The organism is Chryseotalea sp., from assembly GCF_057350905.1.
This window is the reverse complement of sequence record NZ_JBMRCF010000008.1, coordinates 160,265-184,830: the sequence shown is the minus strand read 5'-3', so window position 1 is coordinate 184,830 and position 24,566 is coordinate 160,265. Positions and strand designations below refer to the sequence as shown.

26 protein-coding genes are annotated in these 24,566 nt (G+C 42.2%); 12 read left to right on the top strand and 14 right to left on the bottom strand.

Annotated elements, in window-relative coordinates; genetic code table 11:
• Nucleotides 1–12: 12 nt before the first annotated feature.
• Together ACO1XM_RS09170 and prmC are read right to left on the bottom strand one after the other, a co-directional pair.
• The gene (locus tag ACO1XM_RS09170; protein ID WP_486228119.1) at nt 13–705 is read right to left on the bottom strand and encodes an alpha/beta fold hydrolase; all 693 of its coding nucleotides are present in this window, start codon (nt 703–705) and stop codon (nt 13–15) included.
• Nucleotides 702–1,541 (bottom strand): peptide chain release factor N(5)-glutamine methyltransferase, encoded by an 840-nt coding sequence (gene prmC / locus ACO1XM_RS09165; RefSeq protein ID WP_486228117.1) that lies wholly within the window; start codon nt 1,539–1,541, stop codon nt 702–704. Before prmC ends, ACO1XM_RS09170 begins: the two co-directional genes overlap by 4 nt.
• Nucleotides 1,542–1,567: 26 nt before the next feature.
• On the opposite strand from prmC, the gene ribD reads away from it, so the two are divergent.
• The 4 genes from ribD to ACO1XM_RS09145 all read left to right on the top strand — a co-directional run bounded on the left by ribD (nt 1,568) and on the right by ACO1XM_RS09145 (nt 6,228).
• The gene (gene ribD / locus ACO1XM_RS09160; RefSeq protein WP_486228115.1) at nt 1,568–2,599 is read left to right on the top strand and encodes a bifunctional diaminohydroxyphosphoribosylaminopyrimidine deaminase/5-amino-6-(5-phosphoribosylamino)uracil reductase RibD; all 1,032 of its coding nucleotides are present in this window, start codon (nt 1,568–1,570) and stop codon (nt 2,597–2,599) included.
• 28 nt (nt 2,600–2,627) lie between these two features.
• Nucleotides 2,628–3,110, top strand: coding sequence for a GAF domain-containing protein (locus tag ACO1XM_RS09155; RefSeq protein ID WP_486228113.1), 483 nt, complete (start codon nt 2,628–2,630; stop codon nt 3,108–3,110).
• Between the two features lie 121 nt (nt 3,111–3,231).
• Nucleotides 3,232–5,016, top strand: a complete 1,785-nt coding sequence (locus ACO1XM_RS09150) for a MutS-related protein (RefSeq protein ID WP_486228111.1) — start codon at nt 3,232–3,234, stop codon at nt 5,014–5,016.
• Nucleotides 5,017–5,082: 66 nt separating this feature from the next.
• Complete coding sequence (locus ACO1XM_RS09145) at nt 5,083–6,228, top strand: pyridoxal phosphate-dependent aminotransferase (protein WP_486228109.1); 1,146 nt, start codon at nt 5,083–5,085, stop codon at nt 6,226–6,228.
• A gap of 79 nt (nt 6,229–6,307) precedes the next feature.
• Here the strand turns inward: ACO1XM_RS09145 and ACO1XM_RS09140 are convergent, their stop codons facing one another.
• The 5 genes from ACO1XM_RS09140 to panC all read right to left on the bottom strand — a co-directional run bounded on the left by ACO1XM_RS09140 (nt 6,308) and on the right by panC (nt 10,772).
• On the bottom strand, nt 6,308–7,447 hold the full coding sequence (locus ACO1XM_RS09140) for an acyl-CoA dehydrogenase (protein ID WP_486228107.1): 1,140 nt from the start codon (nt 7,445–7,447) through the stop codon (nt 6,308–6,310).
• Between the two features lie 170 nt (nt 7,448–7,617).
• On the bottom strand, nt 7,618–8,325 hold the full coding sequence (locus tag ACO1XM_RS09135) for a zinc metallopeptidase (RefSeq protein WP_486228105.1): 708 nt from the start codon (nt 8,323–8,325) through the stop codon (nt 7,618–7,620).
• Nucleotides 8,326–8,547: 222 nt separating this feature from the next.
• Entirely contained in the window at nt 8,548–9,555 is a 1,008-nt protein-coding gene (locus ACO1XM_RS09130) for a lysylphosphatidylglycerol synthase transmembrane domain-containing protein (RefSeq protein ID WP_486228103.1), read from the bottom strand.
• 6 nt (nt 9,556–9,561) lie between these two features.
• Nucleotides 9,562–9,909: an aspartate 1-decarboxylase gene (panD, locus tag ACO1XM_RS09125; RefSeq protein ID WP_127123224.1), complete on the bottom strand. Its 348-nt coding sequence runs from the start codon at nt 9,907–9,909 to the stop codon at nt 9,562–9,564.
• Between the two features lie 20 nt (nt 9,910–9,929).
• Nucleotides 9,930–10,772 (bottom strand): pantoate--beta-alanine ligase, encoded by an 843-nt coding sequence (panC, locus tag ACO1XM_RS09120; RefSeq protein WP_486228100.1) that lies wholly within the window; start codon nt 10,770–10,772, stop codon nt 9,930–9,932.
• Between the two features lie 127 nt (nt 10,773–10,899).
• Between panC and ACO1XM_RS09115 the strand changes: the two genes are divergently transcribed.
• From ACO1XM_RS09115 to glmS, 3 genes are read left to right on the top strand one after another with little or no spacing between them, the layout of a single operon-like run.
• Nucleotides 10,900–11,703: a glycogen/starch synthase gene (locus ACO1XM_RS09115; protein ID WP_486228098.1), complete on the top strand. Its 804-nt coding sequence runs from the start codon at nt 10,900–10,902 to the stop codon at nt 11,701–11,703.
• Complete coding sequence (locus tag ACO1XM_RS09110) at nt 11,687–13,177, top strand: DUF4270 family protein (protein ID WP_486228096.1); 1,491 nt, start codon at nt 11,687–11,689, stop codon at nt 13,175–13,177. Before ACO1XM_RS09115 ends, ACO1XM_RS09110 begins: the two co-directional genes overlap by 17 nt.
• A 3-nt stretch (nt 13,178–13,180) precedes the next feature.
• Entirely contained in the window at nt 13,181–15,016 is a 1,836-nt protein-coding gene (gene glmS / locus ACO1XM_RS09105; RefSeq protein ID WP_486228094.1) for a glutamine--fructose-6-phosphate transaminase (isomerizing), read from the top strand.
• 173 nt (nt 15,017–15,189) lie between these two features.
• Here the strand turns inward: glmS and ACO1XM_RS09100 are convergent, their stop codons facing one another.
• The 4 genes from ACO1XM_RS09100 to ACO1XM_RS09085 all read right to left on the bottom strand — a co-directional run bounded on the left by ACO1XM_RS09100 (nt 15,190) and on the right by ACO1XM_RS09085 (nt 17,452).
• The gene (locus ACO1XM_RS09100; protein WP_486228092.1) at nt 15,190–16,011 is read right to left on the bottom strand and encodes an amidohydrolase; all 822 of its coding nucleotides are present in this window, start codon (nt 16,009–16,011) and stop codon (nt 15,190–15,192) included.
• Between the two features lie 119 nt (nt 16,012–16,130).
• Nucleotides 16,131–16,331: a hypothetical protein gene (locus ACO1XM_RS09095; RefSeq protein ID WP_486228090.1), complete on the bottom strand. Its 201-nt coding sequence runs from the start codon at nt 16,329–16,331 to the stop codon at nt 16,131–16,133.
• Between the two features lie 13 nt (nt 16,332–16,344).
• Nucleotides 16,345–16,719 carry a co-chaperone GroES gene (locus tag ACO1XM_RS09090; protein WP_486228088.1) on the bottom strand — a complete coding sequence of 125 codons (375 nt, stop codon included), beginning with the start codon at nt 16,717–16,719 and terminating at the stop codon, nt 16,345–16,347.
• Between the two features lie 61 nt (nt 16,720–16,780).
• Nucleotides 16,781–17,452 carry a DUF6962 family protein gene (locus ACO1XM_RS09085; RefSeq protein ID WP_486228086.1) on the bottom strand — a complete coding sequence of 224 codons (672 nt, stop codon included), beginning with the start codon at nt 17,450–17,452 and terminating at the stop codon, nt 16,781–16,783.
• A 118-nt stretch (nt 17,453–17,570) separates the two neighbouring features.
• Here ACO1XM_RS09085 and ACO1XM_RS09080 point away from each other — a divergent pair, with 118 nt between their 5' ends.
• A complete protein-coding gene (locus ACO1XM_RS09080; protein WP_486228084.1) occupies nt 17,571–18,434 on the top strand; it encodes a methylated-DNA--[protein]-cysteine S-methyltransferase in 864 nt (287 codons plus the stop codon).
• Here ACO1XM_RS09080 and ACO1XM_RS09075 read toward each other — a convergent pair.
• The gene (locus ACO1XM_RS09075) at nt 18,413–19,303 is read right to left on the bottom strand and encodes a ComEA family DNA-binding protein (protein WP_486228082.1); all 891 of its coding nucleotides are present in this window, start codon (nt 19,301–19,303) and stop codon (nt 18,413–18,415) included. The two genes, ACO1XM_RS09080 and ACO1XM_RS09075, sit on opposite strands and share 22 nt — an antisense overlap.
• A gap of 151 nt (nt 19,304–19,454) precedes the next feature.
• Between ACO1XM_RS09075 and hemA the strand changes: the two genes are divergently transcribed.
• The 3 genes from hemA (at nt 19,455) to ACO1XM_RS09060 (ending at nt 21,941) form a co-directional block, all read left to right on the top strand.
• Complete coding sequence (gene hemA / locus ACO1XM_RS09070; protein ID WP_486228080.1) at nt 19,455–20,717, top strand: glutamyl-tRNA reductase; 1,263 nt, start codon at nt 19,455–19,457, stop codon at nt 20,715–20,717.
• Between the two features lie 107 nt (nt 20,718–20,824).
• Entirely contained in the window at nt 20,825–21,313 is a 489-nt protein-coding gene (locus ACO1XM_RS09065) for an RNA polymerase sigma factor (protein WP_486228078.1), read from the top strand.
• Between the two features lies 1 nt (nt 21,314).
• Complete coding sequence (locus tag ACO1XM_RS09060; protein WP_486228076.1) at nt 21,315–21,941, top strand: hypothetical protein; 627 nt, start codon at nt 21,315–21,317, stop codon at nt 21,939–21,941.
• On the opposite strand, the gene ACO1XM_RS09055 is transcribed toward ACO1XM_RS09060, so the two are convergent.
• Both ACO1XM_RS09055 and ACO1XM_RS09050 read right to left on the bottom strand, forming a co-directional pair.
• Nucleotides 21,921–22,586, bottom strand: coding sequence for an N-formylglutamate amidohydrolase (locus tag ACO1XM_RS09055; protein WP_486228074.1), 666 nt, complete (start codon nt 22,584–22,586; stop codon nt 21,921–21,923). The two genes, ACO1XM_RS09060 and ACO1XM_RS09055, sit on opposite strands and share 21 nt — an antisense overlap.
• Complete coding sequence (locus ACO1XM_RS09050; RefSeq protein ID WP_486228072.1) at nt 22,586–23,383, bottom strand: RMD1 family protein; 798 nt, start codon at nt 23,381–23,383, stop codon at nt 22,586–22,588. Before ACO1XM_RS09050 ends, ACO1XM_RS09055 begins: the two co-directional genes overlap by 1 nt.
• Before the next feature lie 255 nt (nt 23,384–23,638).
• Here ACO1XM_RS09050 and ACO1XM_RS09045 point away from each other — a divergent pair, with 255 nt between their 5' ends.
• Nucleotides 23,639–24,388, top strand: a complete 750-nt coding sequence (locus ACO1XM_RS09045; protein ID WP_486228070.1) for a S1/P1 nuclease — start codon at nt 23,639–23,641, stop codon at nt 24,386–24,388.
• The last annotated feature ends 178 nt before the right edge of the window (nt 24,389–24,566 follow it).

Below are 24,566 nucleotides of genomic sequence, written 5' to 3'. Positions count from 1 at the left end.
ATTTTTGGCAAGTTAAGCAAAGAATTCGTTGAGTGTTTGACTGAGCAATGTCAAATTTACGCGTTCAATCATGTGTGGTGTTTCCTTTATGATCTTAAAAGAAGCATTCGTCAATAATTTGGAGACTTCCTCACTATGAAAACGATTCACCATATCGTCAGCATCACCAACGGCTATGCAGGTTTTTGTATTAATGGAACACAAAACTTCCTGGTGAAGCAAGGGCTCGCGCCCTAATTCGCGCATCAAGTCGGCAGTGTTTAGCATCACTGCTTTCCAGTCAAGGGGTTTATGACGTTCATCCAGCACTTTAGCAAAGGCAGGAACCTTCTCTAGTATTTTATCAGGATTGAGTTTCTTGGTTTCTTGTGCTGCACCCGCTTCACTCCAGTCGAATTTTGTACCTAGTGTAAAAATTCTATTAATTTTTTCCGGATGATGAGCGGCTAACCATAAAGCGACATAACCCCCCATGCTATAGCCAAAAATGTCTACTTGTGATAAAGCGTTTTGTTCCAGAAACTCAAAAACCTCATCAGCAAATACCGGAATGTTGAATCCCTTGTCAGAGACAGGTTTACCACCATGACCACTGAAATTTATAGTATATACTTTTTTTCCTTGTGCCTCCAGTATCTGCTGAAGGGAATCAAATTGCGAAGCCGCCCCAAGGGCTCCGTGCAGTAATAATAAAGGCTTACTCATCTGCTGGCGGTTACTATTCTTTCTTTGCCAAAAAGGTCTTTAACAATACTGGTTTTTGTATAACCGAAACTTTCAAACATTTCGCACATCATGTTGCCGAGCTGCTCATTGATTTCAACAAAAATTTTTCCATCAGGGACTAAGGCTTCTAATCCCTGTCTCGCAATTTCTTTATAGAAAATTAAAGGATCAGTATCCGGTACAAACATGGCTACATGTGGTTCGTATTTAAGTACATTATTGCGCATCAGGTTTTTTTCTGAATGCATGATGTAAGGCGGATTGCTGACAATGGCTGATAAACTTTTATGTTGCGTTTTCTGCTCTAGAAAATTCACGCGATCAAAGTAAACAGTTGCCTCTAACTTATCAGCATTTTTTCGTGCAGTGTTCAGGGCTTCTTCGCTTACATCGATGGCAAATACTTCTGCCCCAGGCATTTCTTTAGCCAGCGTAACGGCTATGCAGCCACTGCCGGTGCCTACATCTAAAATGGACACATTTTTTTTATGTGCGTATTCGGCCACCACCAATTCAATCAGTAATTCTGTTTCGGTGCGGGGTATTAATACAGAGGCATCTACAAAAAAAGTGCGTCCATAAAAATATGCTTCATTTAAAATGTATTGAACAGGCTCTTCAGTGTTTACACGTTTAAGGATGGCATCTAAAACACTTTTTTGAGGATCGTTGATCTCCTGTTGTGCAAGAATGCGTGTTCTGTCTGTTCTGTAAAGCTTTTCCATAATCAAGAATGCAATACTTTGTATCTCATCCGGAGACTCAGGAATGGTAATTTCCTTTACAATGTTGTCGAATAATACTTTGGCGTTCATTAGTTTTGCAATACTAACGATTGTCCATGACATCTCCCGAAGTCTACATGCAACGCGCCCTGGAATTAGCCCAATTGGGTCAGGGAAGGGTGAGTCCTAACCCCATGGTGGGTTGTGTTATTGTGCATGGAGGAAAGATAATCGGTGAAGGCTGGCATCATCAATTTGGCGGACCGCATGCCGAAGTAAACGCCATCCATGCTGTAGCGGACAAAAGTTTGTTGTCAGAAAGTACGGTCTATGTTACACTGGAACCATGTTCGCACTTTGGCAAGACCCCACCTTGCGTTGATTTACTACTTGAACATCGTGTAAAGCGTGTAATTGTTTGCAATAAAGACACACATAGTTTGGTTGCAGGTAAAGGCATAGAAAAACTCAGGGCTGCCGGTGTTGAAGTAACTGTGGGTGTTGAAGGTGAAAAAGGGCTTCGCTTAAACAAACGTTTTTTTCATGCCATTGAAAAGGAAAGACCTTATATCATTTTAAAATGGGCAGAGACCGCTGATGGCTTTGTTGCCAAAGAGAATTATGATTCTAAATGGATCAGCAATGAATATTCCAGACAGCTTGTACATAAATGGCGAGCCGAGGAGGATGGCATTTTAGTAGGACGCAATACGGCTGCCCACGACAACCCGCAACTGAATGTGCGCGATTGGACTGGTAAGAATCCTGTACGAATTGTTATCGATCGCTTTCTGAAGCTTTCAGAGAGATTACATATTATGGATGGTACACAACCGACTATTATTTATAATGTATTAAAACATGAGGAGCATCCTAACCTTACGCTAATGCGCATTGAAGAACAGGGTTTCTTATGGCATTTATTGAAGGACCTGCATAAAAGGGGCATTCACTCACTTTTTGTTGAAGGGGGTGCGCATACTTTACAGTCCTTTATCAACGAGGGGCTATGGGAGGAGCTCAGGATTTTTAAATCACCCAAATTATTTAACAAAGGCATCAAAGCACCTCACTTTCACGGGAACCTTCTGCACACAGAAAACGTAATGGGTGATAACCTGTTTACGTATAAAAGACCAGATACTTAAATCAGTAGTTTTAAATTAACATCCAGACATGGCAGAAGAACTCATTATCGCACAAAGTGCTGATAAAGCTGAAAGATATAGAACACTTGTTCCTCAAATCGAGGCCTTGGTGCAAGGTGAAAATGATGTTGTCGCCAACCTTTCTAACGTAACGGCAGCATTAAAACAGACCATGAATTTTTTCTGGGTTGGTTTTTATCTGGTGAAAGATAATCAATTGGTGTTGGGGCCATTTCAGGGGCCAATCGCCTGTACACGTATCAATTTTGGCAAGGGTGTTTGTGGCGCCTCCTGGAAAGAGAAGAAAACAATTCTTGTTCCGAATGTAGATGAATTTCCAGGGCACATTGCCTGTAGCTCGGCCAGCAAATCAGAAATTGTATTGCCTGCTTTTAAGAATGGCGAAGTAGCTTTGGTGCTGGATGTCGACAGCGATCAGCTTAACGACTTTGATGAAACCGATGCAAAGGCATTAGAGCAAGTGATGCGTATCATTGAGAAATTTCTTTAATTTTTTTAAATCAAATTCTTTCCTGTTTTTCATGCGTCTGACCGATGATTGCTAAAGAATAAATCGGTCTGACGCATTTGTCTTTTAAATATGAGAGAACGTGTTAGCTAATTAATTTTTCATGACAGCTTACGAGAGACTGCCTATCTACGAGCAGCGTAAAAAAGATTTCTTTGTTCAACTGGCTAAGCAAGAAAAAGAAATTGCCCGCATTGCCGTGTTCAGGCTACTGGCTGGCCTTGCCATAGCGGCTTGCGTTTATTTATCTTTTAAAGATCAGTGGTTTGTAGCGGCCACTTTAGGTGTGGTGTTTATTTTTGCCTGGCTGGTAAGACTCCATAGCAAACTTTTTAATGAAAAGGTGATCACCACCAATTTGCTGCAGATCAATGAACACGAATTATCAGCTGCAAAAGGTGATTTCAGTAAACAAGAAACGGGAGCTGCTTTTATAGATACCCATCATGTGTATGCTTACGATTTGGATATTTTTGGAGAAGGTTCTCTTTTTCAATTCATCAATCGGGCAGCAACCCATTCAGGTAAAAAACAATTGGCCACACACTTAAAAAATCCCTTAACGTCAATTGGTGACATTATAAAGCATCAGGAAAGCGGTAAGGAGTTAAGTGAACGCATTGACTTGCGACAAATGCTCCAGGCTGTTGCCATGAACTCGCTAGAGACGGCAGAAAGCAGAACGCAACTACTGGATTGGTTGCAACACAAGCCCATGTTGCCTAATAAAAAAGCGTGGCGTGCTGTCCTGGTGCTTGTACCAGCACTGACCCTTGCCTTGGTTACTGCTGCTTATTTTTCTCCGGTCTTCAAACCTTTCGCCAGTCTATTTGTATTCGGACAACTCGCACTTATTGGTAGTTATTTTAAACGCACTACCGCTTTTCATGATTATGTAAGCAGAAAGCATACAATCCTTAAACAATATGCCTCTTTGCTAAAGGTTTTTAATCTTGAAAAATACAAATCAGATCACTTAAAAGATTTGTCGAGTATAACACATGAAGCTGAAGTGAAGATCACGAAGCTTGCTTCACTTCTATCTGCATTGGATGCACGCCTAAATTTCATGACCAACCTTGTAGTGAATGGCTTGCTGCTGTACGATTTGCAATGTGTGTATCGGTTAGAAAAGTGGCGGGAAGAAAATGGTGAATTGTTAGAAGAATGGTTGGATGCCCTGGCTGAAATAGAAGTAACAAATAGTCTAGCCACCTTTACCTACAACCATCCGAACTATACTTTTCCTGTTTTTAGTGAAAAACAACATATTAAAGCCGAAGCTTTGGGACATCCTTTGCTTGCTGAAGGCGTTTGTGTCAGCAACGATTTTCGTGCAGGTGATCCGCAAAGTGTTTTACTGATTACCGGTGCTAACATGGCTGGTAAAAGTACTTTCCTGCGCACCTTGGGCATTGCTATGGTACTGGCTTACAACGGGGCTCCTGTTTGTGCCAAAAGTTTTTCATGTTCTGTTATGCACTTGCGCACAGGTATGCGTACTGCCGATTCGTTGAAAGATCAGCAATCTTATTTTTATGCTGAACTCAACCGACTCAAATCCATTACCGAGGAACTCAGAACTAAAAAGCCTCTACTGATTTTGCTCGATGAAATTCTTAAGGGCACCAACTCAACAGATAAGCAGGCAGGTTCTATGGCGCTTGTAAAACAGCTTATTGACCAACCTTGTCTTGCCCTGGTGGCCACGCATGACCTGGCGCTGGGTGTATTGGAAGAAAACTTCCCGCAACAAATAAAAAATTATCACTTTGAACCGACCATCGAAAATGATGAACTCACTTTCGATTACAAGTTGAAAGAAGGTATAGCCGAAAAGATGAATGCTACTTTTTTAATGAAGAAGATGGGCATTATTCCTTCCTAACCGAACAGATAATTCCACTTGTGTTTATTTAGTACAAAGTGTACCTTCCTTATGAAATGTATCGGTATGGAAAATGTATCACGCAGAAATTGGTTTAAATCAGCAGCAGGTTTAACAGTAGGTTTTGTCTCACTTCCTTCGCTCGTGGACCAATTAATGGCTGCTCCTGTCAGCGAAGCTGAGCGCTTACATACTTCATCAATTGTAAAAGACCGTCTTATCAGGTTGGGATCAAACGAAAATCCCTATGGCCCATCACCCAAGGCACGTGAGGCTGTTGTTGCCTCGCTGAGTGAGGGCAACCGATACGCTTTTGATGCCACCACTTCATTCAAGAAATTTTTGGCCGAAAAGGAAGGGGTAACTCCTGACCATATTATGATTGGTAATGGTTCGAGTGAGCTGCTTTGTGTTGCTGGTATGGGTGTTGGTTTAGAGGGCAAGCGTGTGGTATCACCCTTTCCAACTTTCCGTCTGCTCATGGATTTTGCTGAGAGAATGGGTGCTACCTGGGATCGTGTTGACGTAAACGAAAAACTGGAACTTGATTTAGAAAAAATTGCCACTGCAGTACGTACAGATACAAAAATGATTTTCCTGGTTAACCCGAATAATCCAACGGGAACCCTCATCGATTTTACTGCTTACCAGAACTTTTGTGAAGAGATGGCTAAGAAGACTACGGTGTATTCAGATGAAGCTTACCTTGAATTTGTGGAGCCATCGCAACAGCGTAGCATGGTCGACTTAATAAAAAAAGGGAGTGATGTAATTGTATCACGCACCTTTTCAAAAATATATGGTTTGGCAGGTTTGCGTTTAGGCTATGTTATTGCACAACCCGATCGCATTAAGCAAATGAGTAAGTATCACATGGGTGGGGGAGTAAATATTAATCAGGCGGTATTGGCTGCCGCTAAGGCTTGTGTTGATGATACTGCGTTTATGAAAATGACCAGAGAAAAAAATGCCGCTTCAAGAAAAGTACTGGAAGATTATTTGACGAAGAAAAATATCTCTTTCGGAAAGTCGCACATTAACTTACTATTCTTTCCGGCCCCTGTTGATGGTAAAACTATCTTAGCCAAAACAGAAGAAGCGGGTTATCAAATCAGGGTATGGGATTATGCTGGAAAAGAATGGTGTCGGGTAAGTATAGGCACACAGGAGGAGATGCAGGGCTTTGTGAAGGCGTTTGATAAAATTAGTTAGAAGTTAATTGTACATATACTAAAAAGCCCGACAGTTGAATAGCTGCCGGGCTTTTGAATTTTGAACTTGAAATATTGAATTACTTAAGCAATTCTCTTGAGATTACCATTTTCTGAATCTCAGTAGTGCCCTCGTAAATCTGTGTGATTTTTGCATCGCGCATTAAACGTTCTACATGGTACTCTTTAACATATCCATAACCTCCATGTATCTGAACCGCTTCCGTGGTTACCTCTTGTGCAATTTGTGAAGCAAATAATTTGGCCATGGAAGCGGCCTTCACAAAATCTTTCTTCTCATCTTTCAAGTAGGCAGCTTGCCATAAAAGTAAACGTGCTGCATCAATTTTAGTAGCCATCTCTGCTAACTTAAATTGTATAGCCTGGTGCTCAGATAATTTTTTATTGAATGCTTTTCTTTCTTTAGCATATTTTAAAGCTAATTCATAAGCACCAGAGGCAATGCCCAAAGCTTGCGCAGCAATACCAATACGTCCTCCGTTAAGGGTCGTCATGGCGAAGGTAAAACCAAAGCCATCTGCGCCTATCCGATTTGCTTTGGGCACTTTCACATCTGTAAACATCAACGAATGGGTATCAGAACCACGAATACCCATTTTGTCTTCTTTCTTACCGACTACAAAACCTGGCATTCCTTTTTCAACAATCAAGGCATTGATACCCTTATGTCTTTTTTCAGCATCTGTTTGTGCGATAACAATGTATACGCTCGCTGTACCACCATTTGTGATCCAGTTTTTAGTACCATTCAATAAATAGTAATCGCCCTTATCTTCTGCTGTTGTGCGTTGACTGGTTGCGTCCGAACCGGCTTCTGGTTCTGATAAGCAGAATGCGCCATGAATCTGACCTGCAGCCATCGGCTTTAAATACTTTTCTTTTTGTTCTTCCGTACCAAAGGTTTCAATGCCCCAGCATACCAATGAATTATTGACTGACATCACTACTGAAGCAGAGGCATCCACCTTAGAGATTTCCTCCATGGCCAGCACATAAGAGATGGTATCCATACCGCCACCGCTGTATTTTGGATCCACCATCATACCCATAAATCCGAGTTCACCCATTTTTTTGATTTGGGCGGCTGGAAATTTTTGATGCGTATCGCGCTCAATCACTTCAGGCAATAGTTCAGTTTGGGCGAAATCGCGGGCGGCCTGCTGCACGGCTATTTGCTCTTCGGTCAGTTCAAAATTCATAGCATTCTCAATTTTGTCTCTTTAACAACAATTTTCCGTTTCGGTTTTCTTTACTGTTTTGGCTGAGGAGACCATGAGCAGCAAAAAAAGAGGCCCCGACATTGCTGTCGAGGCCGCAAAAATAAACAGTATTTTCAGGTTACAAACGTTAGCATAACGTTTGAGGCGAATTATTCATCGCGATTTGCACCTAAAAACATCATAACATAGTAAAGCAGGGTAGTTACCGCACCTACGGCTGCAACCACATAAGTCATGGCAGCCCACTTTAAAGCATCTTTGGCCATATCGTGTTCCTGGCGGGTAACAATGCCACGGGCATCCACCCAGGCCAAAGCACGCTTGCTGGCATCAAATTCTACCGGTAAAGTGATCAATGCGAAAAGCGCAAATACTGCATAACACACAATGATGATTAACAAAGCTGTCTTCATTGGCAAAAAGCTGGAAGCCGTAAAGGCACCAAACATCATCGCCATCATCACAAAGTTAATCACCTTGCCACTTACGTTTTGCACTGGCACCATTGCTGAACGCAATTGCAAAAAGCTGTATGCTGTTGCATGTTGCACCGCATGGCCGCATTCGTGAGCCGCAACGGCAGTAGCTGCTGCGTTACGTCCGTGGTACACATCCTGGCTTAGGTTAACTGTTTTGTCCATTGGATTGTAGTGGTCAGTCAGTTGCCCATCCACACAAATCACCTTCACATCCTGAATACCACTATCGGCTAACATCAGGCGCGCGATTTCCGCACCGGTTAAGTTTTTTGTTAGCTGAATCTGTGAATATTGCTGAAACTTACTTTTTAAACGGCTGCTTACGATCATGCCTATGACCATAAAGAACACCCCGATAATTAATGCGCCAAATCCCATAGTTGTTTGTTGATTTTCTGTAAATCTCTTAAGAAACAATCAACGCACCAAATCTTTAAAAGTGACAAAAAGACATGATTTATTTTATGTATCTCAATGCCATTTGATAAGCTTCCATATCCACACCCCTTTTGAAAAGGATTGGAGGTAAACTCAGGATCATAAAGCTCCTTCGGCAAAGGCGATGCTACAGCGCTTTACTAAACCGCACTAAGGCGTGATTTACAGTTTTTTGGCCAAAAAAGAGCTGTGCATTAAGGCGATGGCTCCTGCCACAATCATAATAAGGGTTTGCCAGGCATGAAAGACAAAAACAAAGGCTGTGGCGTCATTGATGGAAAGGGCATATAAAAATGTAATACCAGCGGGAACCAATGTATGATAGGCACCTGCCCCACCAGGCAGGGGCGCTGCCATGGCTATAGCACCCAAGGCAAAAATGCTTAAGACTGCTCCGAGACCTAACGTATGGGTCGCAGGGAAAGCAAGCATCACTGTATAGCTCATGATAAAATACAAAATCCAGATGGCAATTGAGTAGATGATAAAGAACCCCGGACGTTTCAGTTTCAAGACAGAGAGCAAGCCTTCTTTAAATCCAATAAATATTTTTTGAAGCCATGCCTTTACCTTGGGCATTCTCCAAAGGAACCATGCCAGAACGCCAAAAAAAATGGCAGCAATAGTCAGTACAACGAATAATTTCCCAACATTGGAGTTGCCACCACCTAAAGGCAGTGAGTTAATAAAGGCGAAGAGTCTGTCGGCTTGAAGCAAAAAAGTAATGGTGAGTACAACCAGCAGGCACAACACATCAATAATGCGTTCCATCACTACTGTGCCTAACGAAACCTCAATTGAGGTTTTATTGAGTTGCTGAATATTATAGCAGCGACTGATTTCTCCTCCACGTGGAATGACGAGGTTAACCAAATAACCGATTAATAATGACAAAAAAGATTGATGCAAAGTAGTATTACTTCCGGCAGAGACGAGCAACATGCGCCAACGCTCAGCACGAATTAAGTGACTGATCATGGAAAGACCAGCCATCAACAACAACCAACCTTTATCAGACAGTTGCCATGTTTTATATAAGTACGACCATTTATCTGTTAAGGTATTCTCAGTGCCGGCTACACGAATACCACGCAAGGAAAACCAAACTAAGAAAACGGTTGCTCCCAGCAGTAGCGCATATTGAAGTACAGACCGGAAGCGTTTCGTCATGATAGCCTAGGCTAGTTTATTATCGGGTGTTGGGAAAACAAGCGTTGGTTTAAATTGCTTAGCTTTTTCAAACTCCATTTGGGCATAAGAGAAAATAATCACTAAATCACCAACGGCAGCTTTGCGCGCAGCAGGACCGTTTAGACAAATTTGCCCGGAGCCACGCTCGCCTTTGATAACATAGGTCTCTAAACGTTCACCATTGTTTACATTCACTACCGTTACCTTTTCTCCTTCAATGAAGTTGGCGGCATTCATCAGGTCTTCATCAATGGTAATGCTACCAACATAGTGAAGTTCCGCCTGTGTAAGTTTGGCCCGGTGAATTTTAGATTTTAAAACTTCTATTAACATACAAGAAAAATCATTTTGTTTTAAAGCAAGATGTTGTCAATTAAGCGGACATCACCCACAAAACCAGCAATGCAAAGCACAGCGCGGTTTGGTTCTTCAACGCTATTTAAGGAAGATAAGTTTTCGCGATTGGCTAATTGTAAATATTCGAGGCGCAACTCTGCATCCTGCTCAATTTTATTTTTGATTGACGGAAGGATCTTATCAAGCTTTTCACCATCTCCCAATCTTGACTGGCAATCCAGTAAAGCTTCGTAGAAGATTATTGCCTTAGTTCTTTGTGCTTCTGTGAGACGTTGGTTGCGTGAAGACATGGCCAGTCCGTCATGCTCTCTGAGTGTTGGAATAGGATGAAGCTGAATGTTGAAATTCAGATCCTTTACCAATTGGTTGATAATGGTAAATTGTTGCCAATCCTTTTGACCAAAAAAGGCGTGATCAGGTTCTACAATATGAAAGAGTTTAGAAACTACTAATGCTACCCCGCTGAAGTGTCCCGGTCTGAACTCACCTTCCATAGTAGTACCTAATGATCCAAAATCGAAGTGCGTATTGCTTTTGTGTGGATAGACTTCCTCCGCAGTTGGTGAGAACAACACATCACATTTAACCTCTTTCAGTAATTTAACATCCTCTTCAATGGTGCGCGGATACTTTTTCAAGTCATCGGCATTATTGAATTGAGCGGGATTAACAAAAATAGAACAGACTGTAAAACAGCCTGCTTTTTTCGAAGCTTCAATAAGGGAAAGGTGTCCTTGGTGTAAAGCACCCATGGTTGGCACAAAACCGATAAGAAAACCGGCTTTATTCTTTTCGCGTAAAAAGGCCCTCAGTGGCTTTATTTCGCGGAAAATGTCCATATGGGGCTGGTTTTAAAGGCCGCAAATATAGGCTTATTTAGAACTTATCTTGAACGAGGGGCCCTTTTTTTGTACTTTTGTACCTCAATTTCCCGTTCTGGTACGTGTTGTAATTAAATAGTGTAGTATGTCAAAAATTCGAATCCTTTATGTGGCTAGTGAGATTAATCCTTTTTTGCAGACCTCAGAGGTTGCTGACTTTGTCCGCAAATTACCTCAGGCTATGCAAGAGAAGGGTATGGAGATCAGGATTCTGGTGCCTCGTTTCGGCATCATTAATGAACGTAAGAACAGACTTCACGAAGTTGTACGTTTGTCAGGTATAAATATTCCGGTGGGCGATGAAGAAAAACCCCTTATTATCAAGGTGGCTTCTATTCCTAATGCCAAGCTGCAGGTTTACTTTATTGATAATGAAGATTACTTCCATCGCAAATCTGTTTTCCACGATAAGGAAAACAAGTTTTATGCAGATAACGATGAGCGTGCCATCTTCTTTTGTAAGGGCGCCATTGAAACCGTGCGTAAATTAGGATGGTCACCAGACATTGTTCATTGCAATGACTGGATTACCAGCTTTATTCCATTGTATTTAAAAACAACCTATAAAAATGATCCGTTGTTTAAAAATGCAAAAACAGTTTTCACCATATACAATAATAGCTTCACCCATAAGTTTAATGAAGATATTATGGACAAAGTGAAAATGCTCGACATTGAAGATGCTATGTTGGGTTCGCTTAAATCAGCGGACTTTGAAGGATTCATTAAAATGGGTGTTGAGTTTTCGGATGCAGTTATTGTAGCCGGAGAAAACAAAAAACTCGATGATCTCTTCAAAAAAATGAAAGAGAAGAAAGTAGAAACAATAGGTAAAGATCAAGATTACACCGAATCATACTTCAATTTATATAATGAACTTGTGGGTTAAACGTATAGCGCTGGGACTGTCTGCAGTCGTGGCGCTATTTCTTTTTGCGTGCCTGGATGACGACAGCATACTGGGTTTCCGAAATCAAAATCAAAAATTTAAAGTCGCTTATATTGAAATTCCCATTGAATCGAGTGTAGTGCTCTTCGATTCATTACGGACTTCTAATTATGCCAGCGATCCAACCAATCGCCTGCTCGTGGGAAGTTATGAAGATCCTGTTTTTGGTCGGATTACGGCAGAAGCGTATGCACAAATAAGACCCTCAAGCACCGCTACAGTAAAGCCAACGGGGGCCGTGTATGATTCTGTCACCTTACATCTTCGACTGGATTTATATCACTATGGAAGTGCTTCTTCCAGCACAGAATCATTTTCAGTGCATAGATTAACGGAAGTTATGACCTTTCGTAATGGTAACGATTATTATACAGTATCATCCGTGGCATATGATCCGACACCATTAGGCGTTGGTAGCGAAATTATAAAACCTGCCTTGTTCAATGAAGAACTTGATGATCCCTTCACCGCAGATACGATTATTACAGCGGATGTCAGGATTGATCAGAATTTTGGACTTGAACTTTTTAATAATTGGGATGTCACCAATAGTAATTTCACTGATTTCGATGACTTCTCTAAAATATTCAAAGGCCTGGCAATCATAGGTAACAACAACAGTAAGGTATTCGGTATATCCCTATCTGATTCTACTCGTATAGCCTTACACTATCACACCACCACAGATACACTGGTTTATAATTACTACATCAACAGCACAGCTGCTCTTGGGCTTGCCTCTGCCAGTAGAGTTATGGCAGATCGTAGCTCATCTTCTCTTGCGGGATTAACGACTCCTTATACTGAGTTTGTGCCATCGAACCCTAGTAAATTATTCATTCAATCGGGCGTTCCTGTAGTTACTAAACTTGATATTTCTAAATTTTTAGAATTCAGTGATACCATTGAAAACCTGGTTATCAACTCTGCAGAATTATCTATCGGAAGCATTGATGAGCCTCAGTCTTTCAGGCCTCCACAATCGCTTTATCTTCAGGCTTTAAACGATGTCAACAGATTGAAGACATATGATCAATCAAAACAGGATAGTCTCGATCTGGTGTTCTATAATAACAAGGTAAGGTCGTTATCCACCGCTATTTCAGCAGATGAGATTACTTCTAAAATAAGCAAAGCCAATGCCCTTGGCATAGTGGATGACAGGCAAGATCGCTTTGCTCAACTAACGTATAACAGTACCACAAAAAGCTACAGTAGCTTTATAACATTGTTTATGCAGGAGTTGGCCGAACAAGAATCGAATACAGATCTTAACATAACTAAATCAAGATTTGTAAATTTTGTTCTTTACCCCGGGAATCCATTTGCTGCAAAAAGTGTTAACAGACTTTCCTTCAATAAGGAAAACCTTAAGCTTAAAATTTTCTACACGATTCCAACCCAAAACGAATAATTTATGTGCGGCATAGTTGCATATGTAGGCCAGCGTCAAGCGGCAGAAATAATTATAAAAGGTTTAAAAAGACTGGAGTATCGCGGCTATGACAGCACAGGTATAGCTTTGCTGAACAAGGGTCTTAACGTATATAAGAAAAAGGGAAAAGTTGCTGAGTTAGAGTCTTTTTTAAAAGACAAAAATCTGAACAGTACCATCGGTATGGGACATACACGTTGGGCTACCCATGGTGAACCCAATGATGAAAATGCTCACCCGCATTATTCTGCAACCAAGAAGCTGGCCATTATTCACAATGGCATTATAGAGAATTACAGCTCACTAAAACAAGAGCTCATCAGAAAAGGCCATGTTTTCGAAAGTGAAACTGACACAGAGGTTTTCATTCACTTCATTGAAGATATTAAAGAAAATGAAAAGTGCTCTTTAGATGAAGCCGTGCGACTTGCTTTAACCAAAGTAGTAGGAGCTTATGCAATTGTTGTAATGTCACTTGAAGATCCGGATCTGCTAATTGCTGCTCGTAAAGGAAGCCCCTTAGTTATTGGTGTTGGTAAGGATGAATTCTTCATGGCTTCTGATGCAACTCCTATTATTGAATATACCAATGAGGTTATCTATTTGAATGATCAGGAAATTGCCATCATCAACAATGGCAAGTTAACAGTAAAGAACACTGCCAATCTTCCGCTGACACCTTATGTGCAAACAGTTGATTTAGAACTGGAAGCAATTGAGAAGGGTGGCTATGATCACTTCATGATCAAGGAGATTTTTGAACAGCCACGCTCTATTCATGACTGTATGCGTGGAAGATTAGACTCTACCTCTGGTCGTCTCATCCTAGGCGGTTTGCGTGAGTACATCAATAAGCTGGTTAATGCAGACAGAATTCTGATTGTAGCCTGTGGTACTTCATGGCATGCTGGGCTAGTAGCAGAATATTTCTTCGAAGAATTCTGCAGGATACCTGTTGAAGTTGAGTATGCATCCGAATTTCGCTACAGAAATCCGGTTATTCGCGAGGGTGATGTAGTGATTGCTATTTCTCAATCAGGGGAAACAGCCGATACCTTAGCAGCAATCGAATTAGCTAAATCCAAAGGCGCCATCATTTTTGGGGTATGTAATGTCGTGGGTTCTTCTATACCGCGTGCTACACATGCTGGTGCCTACACACACGCAGGGCCTGAGATTGGTGTAGCCAGCACCAAGGCATTTACTGCGCAGCTTACTGTGTTGAATATGATCGCACTTAGTGTAGCACATAAGAAAGGAACCATCACTGAACAGAAGTATCACGAGATGCTTACTGAGATGGAGAATATTCCATCTAAAGTTGAAACTGCCTTAAAGCTCAACGAACAGATTAAAACAATTGCTGAAGCATTTAAAGACTCTACCAACTTCCTGTACTTAGGTCGTGGGTACAATTTCCCTGTTGCACTGGAAGGTGCATTAAAATTAAAAGAGATTTCGTACATACACGCAGAAGGCTATCCGGCTGCAGAAATGAAACACGGCCCGATCGCTTTGATTGATGCCGAAATGCCTGTTGTATTTATTGCCACCAAAGACAGTTCTTACGAGAAAGTTGTTTCAAATATTCAGGAAGTGAAAGCAAGAAAGGGAAGGGTAATTTCTGTAGTGACAGAAGGTGACACCCTTATTCCTAAAATGTCTGATTATGTAATTGAGGTTCCGGCTACTTTAGATCCATTAATGCCACTGGTATCAGTAGTGCCGCTACAGTTACTTTCTTACCACATTGCTGTTATGCGTGGTTGCAATGTTGATCAACCAAGAAACCTGGCAAAGAGTGTAACGGTAGAATAATTTGAAGATGATCTTGATTCGTTGATCTGATGATGAGTTAATTCATTGATTACAAACGCTGAAATAAAAAATGCTTCTTCCGATAAATCGGGAGAAGCATTTTTCGTTTAGTAAATAGTTAGATATCTGCTTAGGTTAAAGTTTCTTAACAAGTAGCTATTCTCTCGGATGTACTACAAAAAATCTTCTTCAAACTCACCCTGTTCAATGGAGAAATCATCACCATCCAGGTAAGCAGGAAATTTATCGCGGAAAGATAATAGTGCATTCGCGCTCAACTCTATGGTCTTCTCGGCTTCAACACCGTCAATAGAAAAAATCGTATCGCCTTTAGGACCAATCACAGCTGAGTTACCGTTGTACTCCATGCCATCAGCATCTGTACCTACGCGGTTTACACCTACTACATAACTCAGGTTTTCAATAGCACGTGCTCTCAATAAAGTTTCCCAGGCATTGATGCGGATTTGCGGCCAGTTGGCTACATACAGTAGCACATCGTAATTTAATTTTTGTGTTTCATGATCGAAACGATTGCGACTCCACACAGGGAAACGCAGATCGTAACAGATTTGCGGACAAATTCTCCAACCCTTCCAGGTAGCCACCAGGGTACTCTCTCCAGGAGAATATACTTTGTGTTCATTCGCCATTCTGAAAAGGTGGCGCTTATCGTAACTCTTATGCTGGCCGTTGGGTTCCATCCACAACAGGCGGTTGTAATAACGATCGTGTACGTTGCAAATGTAACTGCCTAAAATTAAGGCCCCCGTTTGTTCAGCCATCTGGCGCATCCATTTGGAGGTACGCATGTTCATCATTTCTGCATGCTTAGCGGCATTCATGGTGAAGCCAGTGGTAAACATTTCAGGAAGCACAATAATGTCTGTTGGACCGGAAATTCTCCAGATTTTCTCTTCAAACATGGCCAGGTTAGCACCAACGTCTTCCCAATTAATATCGGACTGAATAAGTGAAATCTTTAAATCCTGCATAATTATCTTGTTTTAAGCGCACCGATTGGTGAAAAGAGACGCAAAGAAACGAAAGCAAGGGCAAAAAGTCTAACAAAAATTGCCTGCCGGCCTATTCAATTTTGCACTGGTGTGCCAAATCAGCAATCTAATTCCCGTATCTCGAAATCAGGCCCTTTGCCGTAGCGGATTAAATCTTTAAGCAAGTAGCGCTCCAGGGTGTGAATATCTTTTACCCGAAAATCACCATTGGATAAAATATCTTCAATGATAAAATCGTGGCGCTCTCCATAATTGATCAGCTTATACTTTTTAGCCGTGCGCAAAACATCGAATGACAAACCTTTCATTTTACTACAGGTCTTCTTCGCGTTCTAACATGAGGATAGAGGCTTGTGGTACAATGAAGTATTTCTCCTCTTCATACATAACCTCAATGGCACCTTTTTGTAAGAAAATAGCCAGGTCACCTTCCTGTGCTTGCAAGGGCAAATATTTTATCTGATCCTCTTTGCCTTTCCAAAGATCGTCATCGTCTGCCGGCAAAGGAAGCGGATAGCCGGGGCCGACTTTAATAACATAACCGCTTTGGATTTTTTCTTTTTCTTGTACGCTGGGTGGCAGGTATAAGCCACTGGCTGTTCTCTCGGCATTTTTTGCCGGCTTGATCAGCACACGATCGCCAACAACAATTAATTTTTTAAGCTTTATGTCAGGAGTGAGTTTCATGTCAGCACAAAATTATTGATCTCTTTGAAAACCAATAAAAAAATATTTTGTTCCCAGCGTATTAATCTTTTGCTCCATACAACTGGAGTGCTCCGCGGTAAAAGACATAAGCCGCAAGCGCCATTAGCGTATGACTGATATCGAGGTGGTTGAACCAGGTGTGCAGAGCAATTTTATTCATAAAAACCAACGCGGCTACTGAAGCAATGGCAACTGCAATGATGATGGTGCGACTACCTGTATTTTTTGTTTTGTAATACACATATGCATGAAAAGGAAAAACAATGGCGAGCAAGCCATAACCAGAATGAAACTCAACCCACTTAAAATTAAGTGTGTAAAGTGTTATAGACATGATGGTGATCAGTTCTGCAATATTTAAGTTGAGAAAGAACTTACCCACTTTTTCAGGCACATGCGTTTTCGCATAATCGATTGCCGAGCGCTCGATAAGTGCAACCGAAAACATACTCACAATCCAACCCGGTAATTTCCAGCTGAAACTGAAGGCATACAAAAAAGCATGACCAATTAAACCACCGAGCAGTGTGGCCAGGGCCATCAATAAAAAATAATAGCGAAAGTAAATCAGGCTTTTTGTTTTAGCGGTATGCTTACCTAGTTTGTACCAGGCATAAAAGCAAACGGCACTCACTAGCAAGTCTGTCAGTGTTGTGATGGGTTCATCGATGCGTAAGCCCAGCCAGTATATGGAAGGTTGTGGATCAACCATTATGTTGCATTTATCTCCTGCTAAGATAAGCCATTGCTGAATGAACATTAGCAAGTTTTCGGTTGAGAAGATGCTAAAATCTCATGATTTTTGATGCCATAATTGTATAGCTTTAAGTATGGCTACCCAGGAAGAAGTAAATTATCAGCGCATAGAAAAGGCCATTGTATACCTGGAAGAAAACTTCCTGAAACAGCCCAGTTTGCTTGAAGTGGCCGAGGAGGCCGCGGTGAGCCCTTACCATTTTCAGCGTTTGTTCAGCGAGTGGGCGGGCATTAGTCCGAAACGCTTCATGCAATTTTTAACGGTTGATTTTTTAAAAGCAAAACTAACTGAGTCGCGTAATTTAATTGAACTCGCTGAAGAGGCCGGACTCTCCGGACAGGCGCGTATCTACGATCTCTTCACTTCTTTAGAAGCGGTAACGCCCCAGGAATATAAACAGAGCGGAGCAGGGTTGCAGATTGACTATGGATTTCATGAAACCACTTTTGGCCTGGCACTGATTGGCGTAACCAAACGCGGTGTGTGCTGGCTTTCTTTTGTGGAGGCAGATGCCGATCGTTCAGTGGCCATAGCAAGCATGCAGGCACACTGGCATCAGTCCGTGTTGGTAGAAAACAGGAATGCCACACAGATTTTTGCAGATACTATTTTTGCACAAAACAGAAATGAACAAAAGCTGCACATGCTGGTAAAAGGCACCAACTTTCAGGTAAAAGTGTGGGAGGCTTTGTTGCGCATTCCAGTGGGTGCGGTAACCACGTATCAGCAAGTAGCAGCAAGTGTGGGCAATCCAAATGCTTTGCAGGCAGTTGGTTCTGCAGTAGGGGCAAATCACATTGCCTACTTAATTCCCTGCCACCGTGTTATTCGCAAGGATGGTATTTTAGGAGAATACCGCTGGCAGCCTGTGCGTAAGAAGAGCATGATTGGTTTAGAAATGGCGCGTTATGCAAATCACTCACTCACCGAGAGATAAGGTTTCATCTTGTCGAAAGCATTCTGATCAATCACTTTTATGTTGAGCAGTTCTTCCACACTTGTAAAACTTTTGTGCTGGTAACGATACGCTACAATCGCTTTGGCATTTTTGTATTTGATGTAGGGATGTTTGGCCAGCACTTCTTCACTGGCCGTGTTAATATTGATTTTGTTAGGCTCAACTGCATCGGGTACAAAAAAGTGTTGCAGTATTCTGTCTACTACTACACTATCCAGCCCGTAAACTTCGCGCAGCTGACTTACTTGTATAAAACCACCCAGGCTATTTCGGTAATTAATAATACGAAGCGATAGTTTTTCACCGATGCCATATACTTTTTTAAGCGCACTGGTATCTGCCTGGTTCAAATCACTTTTTACTTTTTCGATTCTAGCAGTGCTTTTCTTTTCAGCGATAAACTTTTCCGGCTTCGCCAGGCTTTCGGGTAGAAGCACATAAGGCTGTAGTTGCAGGTATAAAGTGCTGTCCATGCCGTAAAGCCTGAGCAAGTCTTTTTTTACACGGAATTCACCGCCCTTATTCCGATAGTTTTCGATGCGGGCTGCCAGTGTTTTACCAAACCCGAGGGCAAGCAACTCGGCTTGTGTGGCCTTGTTCGGGTCGAATGAAAATAGCGTAGGGGATACCTTGCGTGTAGCTTCCGTTTTTGTCATAGCCATCAGCTGTACCAGGCTGTCAAGCTTGTAGGTTTCGTCTTTCAGGTCGAGTGGTGCGCGTGCACGCCAGTTTCGGTAGAGCGGTTCGGAGAAAATGACAAAGATCATGAGCGGCATCAGCACCAGAAAGCCATTGGTTTCGGCCCGGGAAAAGCCGAAGAAGTTGCGCACGATTTTCTGAATTTTCATAGTGTAAAGTATCCCACCCGACAACTAAAATAACAAGCCCGCATTGCTATACAAAATCTTCATTTTCAGCTTGTTTAAACTAATTCTAAATAATGTTTCTTGTGATTTTCGTCACGCTGAATAGCGTCACAGACCTTACTTTTGTGCTTCGATGAACGGGAATTTTAAATCTTTAGTGCTGACTTACAAGACTGCCCCGGTGGCAGTCAGGGAATTGGTGTCGTTGAATGAGGCTGGCGTAAAGCAATTATTGAAATTTGTACGCGAATTCACCACCGCCAGCGATGTTTTGGTGGTTTCTACCTGCAACCGTACGGAGATCTATTATAATTCTGAGAAAGACCATGCCACTGAAATTTTTAGTGGCTTAAGCCTGATTAAAGGCCTGGCAATTGATTTGGCTCCATACTTTCAAAAATTAAGCGATAAGGAAGCGGTTCAGCACCTTTTTGAGGTGTCTATCGGCCTGGACGCCCAGGTAGTGGGTGACTTGCAGATTTCTGGTCAGGTAAAAAATGCCTACCAGTGGACAGCTGATGAAAACATGGCAGGGCCGTTTTTACACAGGCTTATGCACACCATATTTTTTGCCAACAAGCGCGTGGTGCAAGAGACTGCTTTCCGCGATGGGGCAGCTTCAATTTCCTATGCAGCCAAAGAACTGGCAGAAGATGTTACCACGGGCTACCGCGATCCGAAAGTATTGGTAGTAGGTGTGGGTGAAATTGGTCAGGATGTGTGCCTGAACCTGCAGGAGTCGAGCTTTAAAAATGTGACTGTACTTAATCGCACGATTGATAAGGCTGAAAAGCTGGCAACGAAGTGTGGTTTTAAATTTGGTGGCCTTGAAAACCTGCTGACTGAAATTCAACAGGCCGATGTGATCGTTAGCTCGGTATCAGGCGAAAGCCCGCTGATTAATAAAGAATTGTTGAAGCAAGTGAATATTGTTTCGCACAAGTTCTTCATCGATTTATCGATGCCCCGCAGTGTGGAGGCAACGCTGGAAGAAATTCCGGGTGTGATTGTCTATAACCTTGACGACATTCAGGAGAAAACCAACGAGACGGTAGAGCGCAGAAAAGCTTCTATTCCTATGGTACAGGGCATCATTGCCCAGGCAATGGCCGACTTCGAAGACTGGTCAAGAGAAATGGTAGTATCGCCTACTATTCAGAAGCTTAAGCAAACACTGGAGCAAATCCGCAAAGAAGAAATTGCCCGCTTCTTAAAAAATGCCAAACCTGAAGAAGCAGAGAAGCTCGAAGAAATGAGCCGCTCGCTGATGCAGAAAATATTGAAGTACCCTGTGCTTCAACTCAAGGCTGCCTGCAAGCGTGGCGATGCCGAATCGCTTACCGAAGTGCTGAACGACCTGTTCAACCTGGAACGCGTAGAAGAGAAAAAGCATTAAGCCCCAATCCAAAAATTCTCAATTGTACATTGTCAATTGTCAATTATAAGGATCACTGTAATTTTCTTTAGTATCTTTCGACATATCAACTTGAATCGCATAGCTGCGTGGTCGAAACAGAAAAACCTTTCGTAAATCTTATTAACGAAAATCAGGGTCTTATCCATAAGGTCTGCATGATGTATGCGAACGACCGTGATGCGCGCAACGATCTCTTTCAGGAAATTGTACTGCAATTGTGGCGCTCTTTCCCAACATTCAGGGGTGAAGCGAAGATTACCACCTGGATGTATCGCATTGCCCTGAACACCGCCATTTCAGGTTTACGCAAGCAAGGCAGGTCTATTAAAACAGAAGATATCCGCGAGAGGCATTTTAACTTTTCGGATGATAGTGACGATACGCTTGAAGAGAATTATCAAAAACTGCAGTGGGCCATACGCCAGCTTACTGAAATAGAGCGTGCCATGATTATGATGGCGCTGGACGAAATACCCTACGAAGAAATTGCTGAAACGATAGGGATAACGCAGAACAATGTACGCGTGCGCATGAACCGCATACGCGAAAAAATAAAAAAATTGATGACTCCGTAAAATGGAACTGGATGATTTAAAATCGATATGGCAGAAAACGCAAAGCTATCCCGCCAAGGAGGCTGATGAAATTGCGTCCATGATTAAGGGTAGCAGTAATTCTATTGTAGCCAAATTGAAACGGAGCGTTTGGTTTGAGTTAACCATCACCATTGTATTTGGGGTGATCATGCTTTACTTTTCTTTTACACTGAAAAGTGGTGCCATGAAGTGGTCCATTGTTTCTTTATTGCTTTTGTTTTTAGCGTACCTGGTGTATTACGTTAAAAAAATTCAGTTACTCAACCATTTTGATCCCTCGCAACAAAACATCCGCGAAAATCTGGAGAACCTGATCAAGGACTTAAAAGCCTACCTGCAATTTTATAAAAGCAGCTATCTCGTATTGTATCCGGTTTATTTAGCACTGGGTATTTTATTTGCAGCCATTGAAAGAGGCTTCGATAATTTTCTGCATCGCTTAACAGAACCTGAAATTATTATTCGGCTTTTGATTGCCACAGCCGTTATCATGACCACCTCCCTGCTGTTTACCAAATGGTACCTCAAAAAATTATACGGGAATCATTTAGTAAAGCTACAAGACTTATTGCGCGATCTTAAAGACTCAGCTGCGCAGGAGAGTTAAGGCTTTGCTCAGTTGTTCTGTAAGCACCAACAAATTTTCATGCGTGCTTAGCAGCGGATGAACCACCAAAGTAATACCTGCATAAGCCTCATCATCAAAGCGGGTGCGCAGGTATTGTACAAAACCTGCATCAGTAAGACCGGCTACATCCTGAAAAGCGAAGGGAATATTTTGCGGTGCATGTTGTAAAGCTTCCATCAGTATCTCAACAGCTTCCCTTTCCAGCAATCGCTCACTGTTAAAAACAATCACCACATCAGCACCTTGAATTGCCGAAGTATGCATGGAAACATGCAGCAAAGGCTTGTCGCTCATGGCAACGGTATTTTCTATGCGCAGGCGATAGGGAAAATAATAGCGTTCCAAAATACTTTGCCTGTCAGCATCGCCCAGCAATGAAGTACTCAAACCAAATAAAGACTCACTGCCCAGCGACAGATCAACGTCTACCAATAAACGCGAAGTCTGGTGTGTAAAGCAGGGCACATCCATGTTTTCAGCAAGTGAAAGTGCAAGGTCCAGTGCACCTTCATCCCAGGCATTATTTTTTTGTAAACTGCTTTCATCAAAAAGCGTGCGGTAGCGTACAGGCATCTGGTTGCCCCCATGCTCGCAGGTAATCATTATGTTTTTAATGATGGCCATTAAAATAAGTGAAGTACTTTACTGATGATCAGATCGAACACTTCAAATAAAATCAGGATGATGATGATCCACTCCAGGCGACTGCTTTCTTTCTGGTTATAGATTTCTCTGAATACAGTCAGGTTATCTTCTATAATGCGCAGCGTGTATTCCAGTTCGGAGAAACGCATGCGCAAATCAAAATGCTTGGTGAGACCCTGATTTAATTTATCCAGGTACTCATCGTCCCACACCAGTTCGGGGGCATCAAAAATGTAAATGTTTTCGGCAATGTCGTTTTGGGTGTTGAGGGCACGCCCTAAAAAACGCAGCATGTTTTTTCTGCCGATTTTTAAAGTACCTGTTTGCTCCAGCTGGGTGGCAAAGCCCTTCACTTCGCGCAATAAATTTTCGGCAACAATGTGGTGATGGTCTATGGCCAGCGATTGTGCCAGGTTAAACATGGCAATGCGAATAACCTGATCGTCAATGCGGCTCACCGTCATCTTGTCGAACTCAAACTTGGTGGTGCCTGCTGTTTCTACTTCAATCAGAAAATCATCGCGCAGTGAAGACGCCAGGGGTGTGCGCTGAAAAGCATGAATGGTTTTAACGGCATACTTCATTTCCTCTTCGGCAAATCCGCAGAAAAGCACTACACCGAAATTGAAATAGTATTGGTATTTGTGCTCGCTCAGTTTATAAAAAAGTTCTGAGGAACTGTCTGAATTAGGCTTTACTTCCAAAAAAGCTTTAATACCCTTTATGTCCAACTGGTTGGCCACAAGAAAGGCACTGAGTTTAATGGTTTGCGACATAACTATATTGTTTATGAAATGCCCCTATAAATAGTATTCACCAGCAAATCTTAGTCGGGCCTTGCGCCCGTTCTTAAGGTAAGATGATAAACACATGAAATATAAGTTAATTTATGTGGAGTGGTTTTGCATTACTGACTTTTAGTAGAAATTTGCATGATGAAACCGGGTAAAGCAGCGTTCTGACCTAGTGTATAACGATGCGGAGGTTCCGGTTGCTCTTACCGCTAAATTGATTTACCGATGAAAATGTGTATGCGTATTCTCCTTTTGGTCTTCGTTTCCCTGCAGGCTTTTGGCTGGGGACAAACGGGGCATCGTGCTATGGGCTTGCTGGCTGAAAGGCACCTTTCTAAAAAAGCAAAGAAAGAACTTAACCGGATTTTAAAGGGCGAGTCATTAGCCATGACCAGCACCTGGATGGACGAGATCAGGTCGGATACCTCTTTCCGCTACGCCAACGACTGGCATTGGGTAACAGTGCCCGATGGACAAAGCTATGAGCAAAGTGAGAAAAACCCTAAGGGGGACGTTATCGCTGCCATAGAACAAATTATTGCTGAGCTGAAGTCGGGCAAGTTTAGTGGTAAAGAAGAAACGATACGCGTAAAAATGCTCGTGCATTTAGTAGGTGACATACACCAGCCTTTGCATGTGGGTATTGGCCCCGACCGTGGAGGCAATAATGTAAAAGTAATGTGGTTCCGTGCCGACAGCAATTTGCACCGCGTGTGGGACAGCGATATGATTGACGACAAAAGCCTGAGCTACTCTGAACTGGCCAACTGGATAGGTTCACCGGCAGCCAACGATTTAAGCAAGTGGCAGGCCGCCAGCGTGCGCGATTGGGCGAAAGAAAGCATCAGTTACCGCAAGCAGGTTTACGATTATGGCGATGGCAAAATGGGTTACGAATATGCCTACAAGTATTTTGATATAGTAAAGCTACGCCTGCAACAAAGCGGTGTACGTTTAGCCAAAGTGCTTAACGAGATCTACGGATAAGATTGATTGAAGATTTATAGAAAGGCGTTTTATGCGAAAGCATAAAGCGCTTTTGTTTTTTGTGGCTATGCCTGAATTAAAAGTTACAGATTTGCAGAAGTGAATAAAAGTTGGCGATATTAGTAGTACAACAAGCAGGTGGGCTCGGGAGGCAGTGTTGAATAAAAGGTTTTGATGG